Source organism: Sutcliffiella horikoshii (assembly GCF_008180725.1).
Taxonomy (GTDB): Bacteria; Bacillota; Bacilli; order Bacillales; family Bacillaceae_I; genus Sutcliffiella_A; species Sutcliffiella_A horikoshii_B.
This window is the reverse complement of sequence record NZ_VTEV01000006.1, coordinates 168,497-181,427: the sequence shown is the minus strand read 5'-3', so window position 1 is coordinate 181,427 and position 12,931 is coordinate 168,497. Positions and strand designations below refer to the sequence as shown.

The following is a 12,931-nucleotide window of genomic DNA, read 5'->3' as shown; positions in this document are numbered from 1 at the left end:
TTTCAGTATATGTTCCCCTTTTTCCAAGGTTGAAAACAGAATTTGTGAGAAAATTATGCTATGATAAAGAAAGAAAGTAAACAAATGTTTAGGGGGATAGATTCAGATGAGCGAAGAACAAAAAGTATTTGACATCACCATCATCGGTGGAGGGCCAACCGGCTTATTCACTGCTTTCTACGGAGGTATGAGGCAGGCTAGCGTCAAAATCATTGAAAGTCTACCACAATTGGGTGGACAGTTATCCGCGTTATACCCCGAAAAGTACATATATGATATTGCCGGATTCCCAAAGATCCGTGCACAAGAATTGATCAACAACCTTAAAGAACAGATGGCCAAGTTTGAGCCAACGGTTGCACTTGAGCAATCCGTACAAACCCTTGAAAAAATGGGTGACGGAACGTTCAAGATTGTAACGGATAAAGAAACGCACTATTCCAAAGCAGTCATCATCACAGCTGGTAATGGCGCATTCCAACCACGCCGCCTCGAGCTTGAGAACGCTAAAGATTATGAGAACAAGAACATCCACTACTTTGTGGACGATATGAATAAATTTGCTGGCAAAAAAGTGGTTGTATTCGGTGGCGGGGACTCTGCTGTTGACTGGGCACTTATGCTTGAGCCGATTGCCGAGAAGGTGACACTGGTTCACCGTCGTGACAAGTTCCGCGCACACGAGCACAGTGTGGAAACATTAATGAATTCCAAAGTTGAAATTAAAACGCCATACGTACCGGCAGAACTAATCGGTGACGATAACGCAATCAATCAGGTTGTCCTCGAAAAAGTGAAATCCGAAGACCGTGAAGTGTTGGATGTTGATGATGTTATTGTTAACTACGGATTCGTTTCCTCCCTTGGGCCTATCAAAGATTGGGGACTTGAAATTGAAAAGAATTCCATCGTAGTCAATTCCAAAATGGAAACAAATATATCCGGAATTTATGCTGCCGGTGATATTTGTACATACGAAGGAAAAGTGAAACTAATCGCTTGCGGTTTTGGCGAGGCACCTACTGCTGTAAATAACGCCAAATCTTACATCGATCCAAAAGCAAAAGTTCAACCGCTTCATAGTACTAGTTTATTCTAAGCCGGCTATGAAGGTGCAGCCAACCGTTGTGGGAACAGGGGTTGGTTTTTTGTATTTGATAATCCAAATAAATGAACCTGTAACCTTCTCACACCATTCAACGTCTAACCTAGTAACAAACTTAACGAGGTGATTAGCATAATGAAACTCTTCAAAGCTGCTGTGCTTTCCATTCTCCTCTCTATCTTATCCCTATCTTTCTATTCACCAACAGGCTATGCGTGCTCCTGCCTTCCACCAGGCACACCGCAAGAGGAACTGGCAAAAATGGATGCCGTATTCACAGGAAAAGTGTTAGAGGTTAAGGAGAAATTCAACAGTACAACAGAAGTAAAATTGAGTGTGACAGAAACGTGGAAAGGTGTAGACACGAAGGAAGTAGTCATTTACACTGCCATGGACTCCGCAGCATGTGGGGTTTATTTTGAAAAAGACAAAGAATACTTGGTCTATGCCCATATGGAAGATGGAGAATATACGACATACCTTTGTTCAAGAACAGCAGAGCTACCACAGGCACAGTCCGATTTGAAGGAGCTTGGAGAGGGTACTGTGCCCACAGATGATAAAGAGCCATTCGCGAACTTCTCCACACAAAATGCCGTGATCGGGACCCTTGGATTGGCACTTATTTTAGGGGCTTGTTTCTTCTATCGCTGGAAAAGTACAAAATAAGAGAACATGGAAAAGCACCTCTCTTTTGGAAAGGTGCTTTTCTTGTAGTATAAGTTTACCAAAAGACAACAATACTGCCATTATCAAGGCTAATGAAATATCCTACATAGTCCCCAAGATCTACATTAACCTCTTCCCCTGTATCAAGTACGTGATTGATTCCTTCCACTATCCCTTCATACTCCGACCAACCTTCTGTTGAAAAATAATCAATTAATACTTCTGCATGTTCAACCTCTGCCACTGCGGCACCAGTACTCATGGAAAGTAAAATGCCTTCTGTCTCATGGTAGATCATAAAACCGTCGGATTCCGGAATTCCATATAGGTGGGCATCATGCTTTTCTGCAATGGCTATGTGACTTTTAAATCTATCGTCAAGGATTTTATGGTAGGTATAGTCACCAATAGTAACTGTTTCCACCTGATTTTCAACCTCATCTTCTTTATGGTCAACTGTTTCAGGTGCAGGGGGATTTTCTTGAGGAGTTTCAGTTGAATTTTCTACTGACTGCGCACTAACTTCCGTAATTTCTTCTACTTTATTGCTATCTATGGAAAATGTATTAGATGGTATTGACATGCGTACATATTGATTGGAAGGTTTTGTTGAATGAAATTGGTATGACTCACTAGTGTGTGTTTCGACTCCTTGACAGGCTGTTCCGATACTTGCAAATCCTAGTGCTGACAATAGCACAATTGAAATGCTCCTTTTACCTTTCACTACGACCACTCCTTCTTTTTCACCTACCTATATAGACGGTTTGGAGTGGTAATTGGTTTCATATTTTTTGGAAAATAATCACAAAAAAACTTGGATAACCTGACAGGTTACCCAAGCTTTTGACTATTTTTAGCACTCTTCCGGTGTACCAGTATTCGTCGCAGTACGGAAAGAAGACCCACACCCACAATTTGCAATCGCGTTCGGATTATCGATGGTGAACCCGCCGCCCATCATGGATTGTTTAAAATCAATTTTTACATCTTGAAGAATTGGCTTGCTTTCAGCATCGATTAAGATTCTGATACCGTGCTGTTCCAATTCAATGTCCTTTTCGCCTTTTTCTTCTTCAAAGCCCATACCGTAAGAAAGACCGCTACATCCTCCACCTTTCACGCCTACACGTAAAAAGACGGATTCATCGCCGTGTTCTTTCATCATATCTTTTATTTGAAAAGCTGCTGCTTCCGTAATTGTAATCACATCACTCATATGTTACACCTCCCAATGTATTTCCAATTCCATTACCCTCATTATATCGTGAAATGGAAGTCTGCTCAAACTTACTGCTTTAATAGTATATGCAAAAGGAACAAGCCTTTGTGATTAATAATAGAAAGTTCCGGTACAGATAACTTCCGCTGGCCCACGCATTTTGACAGACCCTTCGTTCGTCCATGTGATATAGAGGTCTCCTCCTGCAAGATGTACAACCGTTTCTTTGTCACGGGACGTTTTGTTGTTAAGGACAGAGGCTACTACTGCTGCACATGCACCGGTACCGCATGCCTGCGTGATACCAGACCCTCTTTCCCAAACGCGGAAATGCAGCTCATCTTTTGCGACAACCTCGACAAACTCAACATTTACTCCCTCAGGAAAACGAGGGTCCTTTTCCACAACAGGTCCAAGAGTTGTTAGTGGCGCTTCTTTTATATCATCTACATAAAAAATGACGTGTGGATTGCCCATGGAAACTGTGGTTATTTCATAAGTTTCTCGGGCTACTGTAAATGGTTCAGCAACTAAGGCTTCCTTTTCCTCAACAAGTATCGGGATTTCCTTTGTAGAGAATTTTGGATTTCCCATATCGACCGTTACAGAGGTAACCTGGCCGTCTTCTAGTTCAACTTCAGCTTCCACTAGTCCAGAAAGTGTTTCAATTTTAAACGTTTCTGTTTGTACAATCCCCTGCTCATAAGCATATTTCGCTACACAACGAAGACCATTTCCACAATTTTTTCCTTCCGATCCGTCATTATTGAAGATTCGCATCATTACTGGTGCTTTTTCAGATGGGCAGATCAAAATCATGCCATCAGAACCGATGCCGGTATGGATGTTTGCTACTTTAACTGCAAGATTGGATAATTCATCTTCATTTAACTTTTCCTCAAACATATTTACATATATATAATTGTTCCCGAGTCCGTGCATCTTGGTGAATTGAAAGGAGCGCATGTTTACTTTTCCTCCAAAAATAATTTATTTCTTCAAGTATAAATACATAAAAGTCTGAACACAATAGAAATATCCCCCGTTTTATATGAAAAACCCATGTATCGCTTGCTTCTGTGGAAGCACGATAACATGGGTTTTTCTAGTTATGGGTTGAAGGATTGTTCTGAGGGTGCTTTCCCAAGGCTTCATCCAGCTTATGAAGACCTCTCCCAACCGGAAAACTTCTCGCGGAGGTCTTCATCCGGCTTATGAGGACCTCTCCCAACCGGAAAACTTCTCTCAGAGGTGCTTATGAAGACCTCTTCCAAGCTGAAAACTTCTCTCAGAGGTCTTCATCCAGCTTATGAGGACCTCTTCCAATCGGAAAGCTTCCCTCGGAGGTCTTCATCCAGCTTATGAGGACCTCTCCCAACTGGAAAACTTCTCTCGGAGGTCTTCATCCAGCTTATGAAGACCTCTCCCCACCGGAAAACTTCTCTCGGAGGTCTTCATCCGGCTTATGAAGACCTCTCCCAACTCGAAAACTTCTCTCAGAGGTCTTCATCCACCTTATGAAGACCTCTCCCCACTCAAAAAGCTTCTCGGAAAGGTCTTTACCCACTTTTCTGTTTCTGCACATAAAAAAATCCACCCATCCAAGAAGGATGAGTGGAATTTCTATCTTTTTAGAACAAGAACATTCCTGCAATTGCTGCACTCAACAAGTTAGAAAGAGTACCTGCAATAATTGCACGGAAGCCTAAACGTGCGATATCAGGACGACGGCTTGGAGCTAGGTTTCCAAGTCCACCTAATAGGATTGCTAAGGAAGAAAGATTCGCAAATCCACATAGTGCGAATGCGATCACAGCTACAGATTTTTCGCTGAACATATCAAGTTGTGCAGAGAAAGTAGAGTAAGCTACGAACTCATTTAATACAAGCTTTTGACCAATCAAGTTACCTGCCGCAACGGCTTCACTCCAAGGAATACCGATAACGAAGGCAAGTGGTGCAAATAGATATCCAAGAATGTAGTCAAGGGAGAAGTTTTCAGCACCGAACCAACCACCGATTCCACCTAAGATTCCATTGATTAGAGCAATCAAAGCGATGAATGCTAGTAGCATCGCACCAACGTTTAGTGCAAGTTTTAAACCGTCAGAAGCCCCGCGAGCTGCAGCATCAATTACGTTCGTTGCTTTGTCTTCTTCTGATTCACCAATTTGAGCATTGGAATCATTTTTTGGCTCTTCCGTTTCAGGGATGAGCATTTTTGCCATGATCAATCCACCAGGCGCTGCCATGAAACTTGCTGCCAATAGGTACTCAAGAGGAATTCCAAGTGCCGCATAACCGAACAATACAGAACCTGCTACAGATGCAAGTCCACCTGTCATAACAGCAAACAACTCAGATTTAGTCATTCCTGCAATATAAGGACGAATTACTAATGGTGCTTCTGTTTGTCCAACGAAAATGTTAGCGGAAGCAGACAATGATTCTGTTCTGCTTGTTCCTAAAAGCTTCGCAAGACCGCCACCAAGGAAGCGAATAACCACCTGCATGATACCAAGATAGTAAAGGACGGATATTAACGCAGAGAAGAAAATGATAATCGTTAATACATGGAATGCGAATACAAATCCTGTTGCTTCAGAACCAGGATTACCTAGTACCGGTCCGAACAGGAAACCAATACCCTCATTCGCGTAATTGATAATATTTTGAACAATTTCAGTCAAGCCAAGAAAAGCTGTTCGACCTAACTCCCACTTCAATACGATAAATGCGAATAGCAATTGAATAGCTAATCCGCCTAATATTGTACGAATCTTGATCTTTCGTTTGTTTTCCGAAAGTAGGAATGCGATTGCAAAGATAACTGCGATTCCCATTAAACCCCAAAGGATATTATTCATAATATTCACCTCTATTAGAAATTTCTGCAAGTTGTTTGTCGTCAGACATCTAACTATCACAGTACCACTTTACTACGAAATGAAAGCGTTTGAAAGAACTTTTTTTTGTCAATATGTTACAACCAATCAGAAACCGTTCTCATATCTGTGTGTTCTTAAATAAATTACCCAAGATTAGCAAAATAATGTATAGACAAGAAAAAAAACACACTTCACTTTATGGGTATTTTGATTCATTTATGTTGTATGAGTTTTTCTCTTGTGGTACTTTTGTATTATATTGTCAAGAAGGTTAAGAGAGGGTGACAAAAATGGAACAATACTTAAGCCGAAACATTTCATGTGAAAATTGTAAACATGCATATAGCACGTTTAAAATAAAATCCCGTTATATACGTCCTTTAACCCATGATTCGGATTTTTGTTCCACTTACCAGTCATTAGAGACCAACCCTCTACTCTATTACGTTTCTGTTTGTCCATATTGTGGATATGCAGTTTCAGACGAATTTAACCCTAAATTAACAAAAGAAGCACATTTCGCCATCCAAACAAAGATACAAAAGCATTGGAACTATAAAAATTACGGGCAGAAGCGATCTGTTGAAACTGCCATTAACTCATATAAATTAGGTATCTATTCAGGGATTATTAAAAAAGAAACACCAATTGTCATGGCAGGTCTCTATCTTCGACTTGCTTGGATATATCGCACCATTGAACATAGTAATACACAGGAGCAGAGATTTTTAAAGCTTGCGGTAGAGCAGTTTGAACTTTCCTATACACTGGGGGATTATGAAGAAAAGGGGATGTCTGAAATAAAATTGCTTTACTTAATAGGGGACCTAAATTGCCGTTTAAACTTGGAGCGTCAAGCCACTCGATATTTCCAGATGGTCATAGGACACAAGCATAAAGAAAAGGAACAACGCCTTGTCGAAAAAGCAAGGGACCGTTGGTATGAGATACGAAAATCCACAAAATTGAAAGTAAGCAGCTAGGTGATAAAGTACCAGAACAATATAAAAAGAGCATGGCTCCCCAATGAGGGGTCCATGATCTTTTTTTGATTAGAACATTGGGTTCTCTTCCAGATAAATATATATGTTGTCTACCAGTTGTTCTGGAGACTCTCCTGCCACAACATCTCCGTTAACGAGAGCAAAAAGTGTGTCAAAACATTTGCCACAATATCCTAAACAGCCGTATTCCACAATATCCAGGTTTGGATCTTTTTCCAACACTTCTCTCGCTCTTTGCGAACCACTGGCTAAATTACTTATACAAAATTCGATGATTGGCTTCACTAATTTCACCCCTCTATTGCACTTCCATGCTACCTTTTTTTCCTTAAAACGTCAATTATGAAGGTTCCCTATAAAGTGTTGATATTAATCGACTTAACTCAACATTTTTCCGAAAGAATGTTGTTATTTTGTCATAATTTCGATATACTTTTAATGTTATTTTATTTAAACGTGTTATACATTTTCAAAATGAAAGCGCAATTGTATTACAATATGTGTTTTCTTTCACATAAAAAGCTTTCCTAGAATACTAGTTTTATCTATCTTCTTCCTATTACCTTCAAAGGGTCTACTTTATTATACTTTTGATTCTATTCGCTTAAAAAGGGGTTTAGCTGCTATGAAAAAACTTGTTGTGCTTGGCGCAGGCTACGGCGGTATGCGCGTTTTACATCGACTTCTTCCTAATCAATTACCATCAGATATTGAAATTGTATTGGTGGACAGAGCTCCATATCATAGTTTGAAAACAGAATTCTATGCGCTGGCTGCGGGAACGATTTCAGACCATCATGTCCGTGTAACTTTTCCAGAACACGAAAGACTCTCTGTTAAATATGGGGAAGTTTCTAAAGTCGAAATGGATGAGAAAGTTGTACACTTCGAAGATGGAAGCACACTTTCCTTTGATGATCTCATTATCGGCCTTGGCTGCGAGGACAAGTACCATGATATTCCTGGTGCAGAAGAATACACGTACAGTATTCAGACTATTAATAAGTCCAGAAAAGCTTACCAAGCTTTAAACGATTTACCGGCTAATAAAGTGGTTGCTATAGTCGGTGGTGGATTGAGTGGGGTTGAGATTGCGAGTGAGCTTCGTGAAAGCCGACCGGACTTGACAATTAAACTATTCGACCGCGGTAATATCATTCTTTCGAGCTTTCCTGAAAGACTTAGTAAATATGTACAAAACTGGTTTGAGACACATGGAGTGGAAGTAGTGAATGGCTCAAACATCACTCGTGTAGAGGAAAACACCCTTTACAACCATGACGAACCGGTACATTGTGATGTGATCGTTTGGACTGCAGGAATTCAGCCAAACAAAGTAGTTCGTGAGCTTGATGTCGAAAAAGATGGACAAGGTCGCGTAGTCCTGACAAAACAGCACAACATACCAGGACATGAAAATATTTATGTAGTTGGTGATTGTGCCAGCCTCCCTCACGCACCAAGTGCTCAATTAGCAGAAGGACAAGCTGAACAGATTGTCCAAGTGTTATTGAAACGCTGGAATGGCGAAGCTCCACCAGAAGAATTCCCGGCCATCAAGCTAAAAGGAGTATTAGGATCTCTTGGCAGGAAGCATGGATTCGGCTTAGTAAATGAAAGACCGTTAACTGGACGAGTAGCGCGTTTATTAAAATCCGGTATTCTTTGGATGTATAAATATCATAATGGATGACAGATTAAATCGTTTCAAATAATATAAGAAACGTTGATATATCAAGGTTTATAATAAGTGATGTTTTCAAAAACAATCAAACAACTTCAAATATCGGGCGGGGAAATGGCGGGTTTTTTGCACGCCATTTTTATTTTATTCCCTACCTCAGATCAATACGCCGTCTACATTTTGTACACTCAAATAAATTCCTCTCGATCTCTCTGTGCCTCTTTAACTTCCTGCAGGTCTGACACGATAGTTCTACAAGACGTCCAGTAGACTCCATGGTTCCCGTCAATTTGACGTCTTCCTCTAACTCCTGGACATCAGGTTGACTACTGAATAAGCAATAAGCATATAATCCTGTTAGTACAACCGTACCGACGTCTACTAGCCCCATGGATACGTCTCACCTTTTAACAGGTATGTGACGTCAGCTGCATCATGTCTCTTAAATGGCAGCACTCTGTACGTCTCATAGACACCCAACTCATTTTGTAGTTGTTCCACCACCGCGGCGTCATCCAGGCACCTCTCCAAGATCATTCCCGCAAGTGTGGTCGGCTTCGTGTTACAGGCTATGGACAACCTATTAAGCTTCTTCAAGTAACTATTACTTAACGAGACTCCAACCCTATTAACCTTCTTTCCTCCTAGTCCCTTCCCCTCAATCACTCTCATAACCTCCTGAATTTGTCATTACCAATTGACAATGTCAACTGTGTTACAGTGTAAATGTCTCACCCGGGGAGGGAGAGACTAATGCCACCCCTATTTTTCACCTCTATCTTCCTCCCCTCCCCTTGAGACTCTAAGGCGGGAGTAGGGACGTCTTTTACTGCATTCTGGCCGTATATATCCGCATTTTGCTCCAACCAATACTTTGCCTCCCTCAAGGACCATTTAGGCTGTGGAAGAGGGACGTCAAGCCCCTCCTCTTGATCATAAAAATAGGGTTTCATGAGCTGTTGAAACTGTGGAGAAAAGGCAGCCGTGAATAATGCAGCTCTAATAATTTGGTTACGATCTAAGGACGTCACCTTATTTAAATCATCCACGTACTTCCTGAAGACGTCATGATACCTTACTGTTGGACGGTACACCATTAGAAGACGTCACCTCCTCCACAATCTCTAAAAGCAAAGCTTGCCCCTCAGACGTCAAAAACACGTCTCTACGGGTCAATAAGACTTCTGCCAATTCTTTAGTCATGAACTTCATCTAAACTCCTCCTTGGGGTCAATTTGGCGTCCTGTGGATGCCATTAATATATTCTATGTAAGCAGACTTACATTATTACTCCTTGGATTATATTTTTTATTTTTGGACTTCACTTTTATAAAAGGAATTGCTTTTGTGGATGTTGAATGGAATATGTGGAGGTGTTACGATGCCGATAAAAGGATTTACATGTAATTTGAGATTGATGTTTGCTGAGGAGAAAATGAAAAGTCCTAATTTTACACAGGGGAAGTTTGCAAAACGTATTGGATTAAGTACCACTGCATTAAGTGCATTGGTAACCGAGAGAAGTTTACCTAGTTTCGAGGTTGCTTACTCCATTGCGAAAGAGCTAAATCGACCAATTGAACGAATTTGGGTAAAGTTTGATGATAGAGTCGAAGTCAAAGAGAGTGATAGGGTATGAGAATCAAAATTGAAGTTGGGGATACAATCAGAAATCCTGAAAACGGCCTTGTAGGTATTCTGAAGAAAGTAGAAGGGAGTGAAAACTACTATGTTGAGGGCCATCATGAATATGCGGGAAAGTGGCAAACAGCAGGCGGATCTTTAAGGGATTATCAGAAATGGGATCTTATGAAGAAAGGGGATAAAGAGAGTGTCAATTAATAAAACAAGAGGATTCTTATATTTCTTGGCCAAGATTTTAGGAGATGTAAATGCGGTTAAAAAGGGAAAGGTAGGAAAAAGAGTTGCAAGGCGGACAGCTGGCAAGGCTACAGGTAGAGCTTTAGGGAAATTATTTAAATAGAAAAAAAGCCCCTCCATCAGGAAGGGCTTTTTTTAGTTATCCTATATATTTTTTCACATTAGCTACTGTTTCAAAGAAATCTTTACCGGATAAATCGGTGAACTTGTTTGCTTTCAATTTACCTCTCCCTCCGCCAACTATGAAGATCTCTTTCGCTAACTGCTTTTCTTCTGCTAAGATTCGTTCTACGATGACTGCTCCAATACGTCTTGATAATCTACGAGCTGCCGGAATATCGGCTTCGGAATTGATAACAATTGCTTTCTCGTTCATAAATGGTTCCTCCTTTTTTGGTGGTGCTGGTGTTGGGGCTGGTTTAACTGGTGCAGGATTAATAGGAATTACACCGTGCGTCATGTCCAGTAATTGTTTGTACCTAGAAGCTTTCGTTACCATAGGAGCCGGACAATTCTTACCTGTGACATCATAGTGTCGAACAAAACGATTGTAAGTGTCTTTCAGTTGTGGGAAACGCTTCTGCAACATCTGATGAACCAGCGCAGTACGTTTTAAGGTGTCTGGATGTATGGACCCATCCCTCTCCTGGCACATTTCAATTCCAATAGTGAGCAGGTTTGCGTTACCACCTGGATAATCACGACTGGTTGCTCTTAGAGTAGAAAGTAAAGGACCTGCCTTTCGTTCATTCCCATGAAATGCAACTTCATCTAAAGGGATTAATTCTAATGCTTCAAATCTGTCTACGAAGATATGAGCACTAGCATAACGAGTCTTATGCCCTTTTGGCGGATTATCATTTAAATCCGGCAATGAACTATCAAAGTAGGTAAAGTGGTTGGCAGCTGTCGCACCATGATTTGCAGTAGCATGGTCAATCCCTGCCTGAACTCTTAGCAGTTTAATACCTGGCCTGGTAGTTGGATGTTTCCGGATGTGTCTTTTTTTATAATTCAAAGTAACCATGTAAATCCTCTCCTTTCAAAATAAAAAGCCACCAAAATAGGTAGCTTTACTTCTTCATTAATCCTTGCGCTTTTAATGCATTCTCTTTCAGTTGTTGAGCCTGTTTGCTGACATAGGTATTTTTCCAAATCCCCCACAGATTCCACGCTAAAAATGCGGACATCATGACAGCTGCTACAAATGGACCAACATACTTCTCTAGGTCCCATCCAAATACTGCAGTTAAGAAGATTGCAACCGCAGAACCCCAAGCGCTTAATAAAATACCCCAGTCTTTCCAAGTTTGTGGTTTTGTGTACATATTATTGTCCTCCCATTCCTAATCCATTTCGAAAAACCATCCAACAAAATACACCTAACCCTGCAGCAAACGGTGTGGCGAAAAGAAAAAAGACTTTCCAGGCGAAAGTCTTCATTCCTTTATAGTTTTGCTCATGCATTTTATTGGAGTTTTCAACCAGTTCTTTAAATTCATCGAACTGCTTCTTTATGTCAACCTCCACTTTGTCGAGGCGTTTGTGGGCAGATTTTGCACTCTCAGATGTGCGTTCTGTTTGCTCCTTTATGTTCTTCAGGTTCTCGAATTTTTCCGTATGACTGAAGACTATTTTATCCACTCCGTGAAGGGTTTTCTGTATTTCTTTAATGCCATCCTTCAGCTCTTTTACATCTTGCTCTCTCATATCTTGCTCCGCCTCCAATGACAACAACATGACGCCCCCTAACCTAATAGGGACATTTCTGTCCCTATTTTTCTCTGTTTGTTACACTACGGCTAATTGGTCAGCTAAGTTTTGCCTTACCATGCCTGTCAGCGCAGCAAGTCCTTCGTTACCTGTGTACTCTTCAGCTGTCAATGGAATATAACCATTAATGTGGATGGTACGGGAATCATTATGACCGGAAAAGTGTACTTGGACAGTGTTTACTTCCCCCTGATCGTTATACTGGACGTTTGTTGATTTGATTTGGATCTTCATCACTCTGCACTCTCCTTTTCTTCTTTTGCATTATCAAATGCCTCGTAAAGATGATTAAATACAAAGGCAGTCCTTCCACTTACTTCTTCGTCATAGTTAAAAACTATGGATTTCATGGTTTTAAGCATGCCATGGTTATCACCACCTTCAAGAACAAATTCCTCTGCAAATAGATCCTCTTGCTGTTTCTTGAACCCTTTAACATCGTGGACATCAAATGCATCGTTATCTTTCCGTTTAGGTAGTCCTTCGTCATCCACACCTGCATACTCTTTAATGAGTTCCATTTCTTCCTCTGCGATTTGCTTATATCTATCCTGCAAAGCGTTGACAAAACGGATGCGGTGCCTATTCTGTTTTCCTTTCACATTTAAAGCGACTAAAAAGTTGATAATCTCACCGATAAATTCATGTTTGATTTTGATTTGCATAATAAGTTCCTCCAATTTTTAAGAATAAAAAACAGACAAA

At 40.7% G+C, this 12,931-nt stretch carries 21 protein-coding genes; 7 read left to right on the top strand and 14 right to left on the bottom strand.

The features are described from left to right. Nucleotides 1-106 precede the first annotated feature (106 nt). Both FZC76_RS16265 and FZC76_RS16260 read left to right on the top strand, forming a co-directional pair. A complete protein-coding gene (locus tag FZC76_RS16265) occupies nucleotides 107-1,099 on the top strand; it encodes an NAD(P)/FAD-dependent oxidoreductase (protein ID WP_148989219.1) in 993 nt (330 codons plus the stop codon). A gap of 141 nt (nucleotides 1,100-1,240) precedes the next feature. Beyond that, the gene (locus FZC76_RS16260) at nucleotides 1,241-1,774 is read left to right on the top strand and encodes a hypothetical protein (RefSeq protein WP_148989218.1); all 534 of its coding nucleotides are present in this window, start codon (nucleotides 1,241-1,243) and stop codon (nucleotides 1,772-1,774) included. Nucleotides 1,775-1,829: 55 nt separating this feature from the next. Here the strand turns inward: FZC76_RS16260 and FZC76_RS16255 are convergent, their stop codons facing one another. The 5 genes from FZC76_RS16255 to FZC76_RS16240 form a co-directional block, all read right to left on the bottom strand. Then, nucleotides 1,830-2,501, bottom strand: coding sequence for a hypothetical protein (locus tag FZC76_RS16255; protein WP_148989217.1), 672 nt, complete (start codon nucleotides 2,499-2,501; stop codon nucleotides 1,830-1,832). 129 nt (nucleotides 2,502-2,630) lie between these two features. Then, nucleotides 2,631-2,993, bottom strand: a complete 363-nt coding sequence (locus FZC76_RS16250; RefSeq protein WP_148989216.1) for a HesB/IscA family protein — start codon at nucleotides 2,991-2,993, stop codon at nucleotides 2,631-2,633. A 114-nt stretch (nucleotides 2,994-3,107) separates the two neighbouring features. Beyond that, nucleotides 3,108-3,962, bottom strand: a complete 855-nt coding sequence (gene dapF / locus FZC76_RS16245) for a diaminopimelate epimerase (RefSeq protein ID WP_148989215.1) — start codon at nucleotides 3,960-3,962, stop codon at nucleotides 3,108-3,110. Nucleotides 3,963-4,407: 445 nt separating this feature from the next. Then, the gene (locus FZC76_RS23185) at nucleotides 4,408-4,581 is read right to left on the bottom strand and encodes a hypothetical protein (RefSeq protein ID WP_187442111.1); all 174 of its coding nucleotides are present in this window, start codon (nucleotides 4,579-4,581) and stop codon (nucleotides 4,408-4,410) included. A gap of 46 nt (nucleotides 4,582-4,627) precedes the next feature. Continuing rightward, nucleotides 4,628-5,863 carry a NupC/NupG family nucleoside CNT transporter gene (locus FZC76_RS16240; RefSeq protein WP_148989214.1) on the bottom strand — a complete coding sequence of 412 codons (1,236 nt, stop codon included), beginning with the start codon at nucleotides 5,861-5,863 and terminating at the stop codon, nucleotides 4,628-4,630. A 311-nt stretch (nucleotides 5,864-6,174) separates the two neighbouring features. Between FZC76_RS16240 and FZC76_RS16235 the strand changes: the two genes are divergently transcribed. Next, a complete protein-coding gene (locus FZC76_RS16235; RefSeq protein ID WP_148989213.1) occupies nucleotides 6,175-6,867 on the top strand; it encodes a DUF2225 domain-containing protein in 693 nt (230 codons plus the stop codon). Nucleotides 6,868-6,936: 69 nt separating this feature from the next. Here the strand turns inward: FZC76_RS16235 and FZC76_RS16230 are convergent, their stop codons facing one another. Then, the gene (locus FZC76_RS16230; protein WP_187442110.1) at nucleotides 6,937-7,173 is read right to left on the bottom strand and encodes a YuzB family protein; all 237 of its coding nucleotides are present in this window, start codon (nucleotides 7,171-7,173) and stop codon (nucleotides 6,937-6,939) included. A 340-nt stretch (nucleotides 7,174-7,513) separates the two neighbouring features. On the opposite strand from FZC76_RS16230, the gene FZC76_RS16225 reads away from it, so the two are divergent. After that, nucleotides 7,514-8,581 (top strand): NAD(P)/FAD-dependent oxidoreductase, encoded by a 1,068-nt coding sequence (locus FZC76_RS16225; protein ID WP_148989212.1) that lies wholly within the window; start codon nucleotides 7,514-7,516, stop codon nucleotides 8,579-8,581. Nucleotides 8,582-8,953: 372 nt separating this feature from the next. On the opposite strand, the gene FZC76_RS16220 is transcribed toward FZC76_RS16225, so the two are convergent. From FZC76_RS16220 to FZC76_RS23180, 3 genes are all read right to left on the bottom strand, one after another. Then, nucleotides 8,954-9,151, bottom strand: a complete 198-nt coding sequence (locus FZC76_RS16220; RefSeq protein ID WP_148989211.1) for a hypothetical protein — start codon at nucleotides 9,149-9,151, stop codon at nucleotides 8,954-8,956. 152 nt (nucleotides 9,152-9,303) lie between these two features. Then, a complete protein-coding gene (locus FZC76_RS16215) occupies nucleotides 9,304-9,669 on the bottom strand; it encodes a hypothetical protein (RefSeq protein WP_148989210.1) in 366 nt (121 codons plus the stop codon). Continuing rightward, entirely contained in the window at nucleotides 9,638-9,784 is a 147-nt protein-coding gene (locus FZC76_RS23180) for a hypothetical protein (protein ID WP_187442121.1), read from the bottom strand. Before FZC76_RS23180 ends, FZC76_RS16215 begins: the two co-directional genes overlap by 32 nt. A gap of 169 nt (nucleotides 9,785-9,953) precedes the next feature. Here FZC76_RS23180 and FZC76_RS16210 point away from each other — a divergent pair, with 169 nt between their 5' ends. The 3 genes from FZC76_RS16210 to FZC76_RS23175 are packed head-to-tail and all read left to right on the top strand — an operon-like array spanning nucleotide 9,954 to nucleotide 10,556. Next, complete coding sequence (locus FZC76_RS16210; RefSeq protein ID WP_148989209.1) at nucleotides 9,954-10,211, top strand: helix-turn-helix transcriptional regulator; 258 nt, start codon at nucleotides 9,954-9,956, stop codon at nucleotides 10,209-10,211. Further along, the gene (locus FZC76_RS16205; protein WP_148989208.1) at nucleotides 10,208-10,414 is read left to right on the top strand and encodes a hypothetical protein; all 207 of its coding nucleotides are present in this window, start codon (nucleotides 10,208-10,210) and stop codon (nucleotides 10,412-10,414) included. The genes FZC76_RS16210 and FZC76_RS16205 overlap by 4 nt, the downstream gene beginning before the upstream one ends. Beyond that, a complete protein-coding gene (locus FZC76_RS23175) occupies nucleotides 10,404-10,556 on the top strand; it encodes a hypothetical protein (protein ID WP_187442109.1) in 153 nt (50 codons plus the stop codon). Before FZC76_RS16205 ends, FZC76_RS23175 begins: the two co-directional genes overlap by 11 nt. Nucleotides 10,557-10,592: 36 nt before the next feature. On the opposite strand, the gene FZC76_RS16200 is transcribed toward FZC76_RS23175, so the two are convergent. From FZC76_RS16200 to FZC76_RS16180, 5 genes are read right to left on the bottom strand one after another with little or no spacing between them, the layout of a single operon-like run. Beyond that, complete coding sequence (locus FZC76_RS16200) at nucleotides 10,593-11,480, bottom strand: peptidoglycan recognition protein family protein (RefSeq protein ID WP_148989207.1); 888 nt, start codon at nucleotides 11,478-11,480, stop codon at nucleotides 10,593-10,595. 46 nt (nucleotides 11,481-11,526) lie between these two features. Then, entirely contained in the window at nucleotides 11,527-11,781 is a 255-nt protein-coding gene (locus FZC76_RS16195) for a hypothetical protein (RefSeq protein ID WP_148989206.1), read from the bottom strand. Nucleotide 11,782: 1 nt separating this feature from the next. After that, a complete protein-coding gene (locus FZC76_RS16190) occupies nucleotides 11,783-12,193 on the bottom strand; it encodes a hypothetical protein (RefSeq protein WP_148989205.1) in 411 nt (136 codons plus the stop codon). Between the two features lie 51 nt (nucleotides 12,194-12,244). Then, entirely contained in the window at nucleotides 12,245-12,463 is a 219-nt protein-coding gene (locus tag FZC76_RS16185) for a hypothetical protein (RefSeq protein ID WP_148989204.1), read from the bottom strand. Continuing rightward, a complete protein-coding gene (locus FZC76_RS16180) occupies nucleotides 12,460-12,891 on the bottom strand; it encodes a hypothetical protein (protein ID WP_148989203.1) in 432 nt (143 codons plus the stop codon). Before FZC76_RS16180 ends, FZC76_RS16185 begins: the two co-directional genes overlap by 4 nt. Nucleotides 12,892-12,931 lie beyond the last annotated feature (40 nt).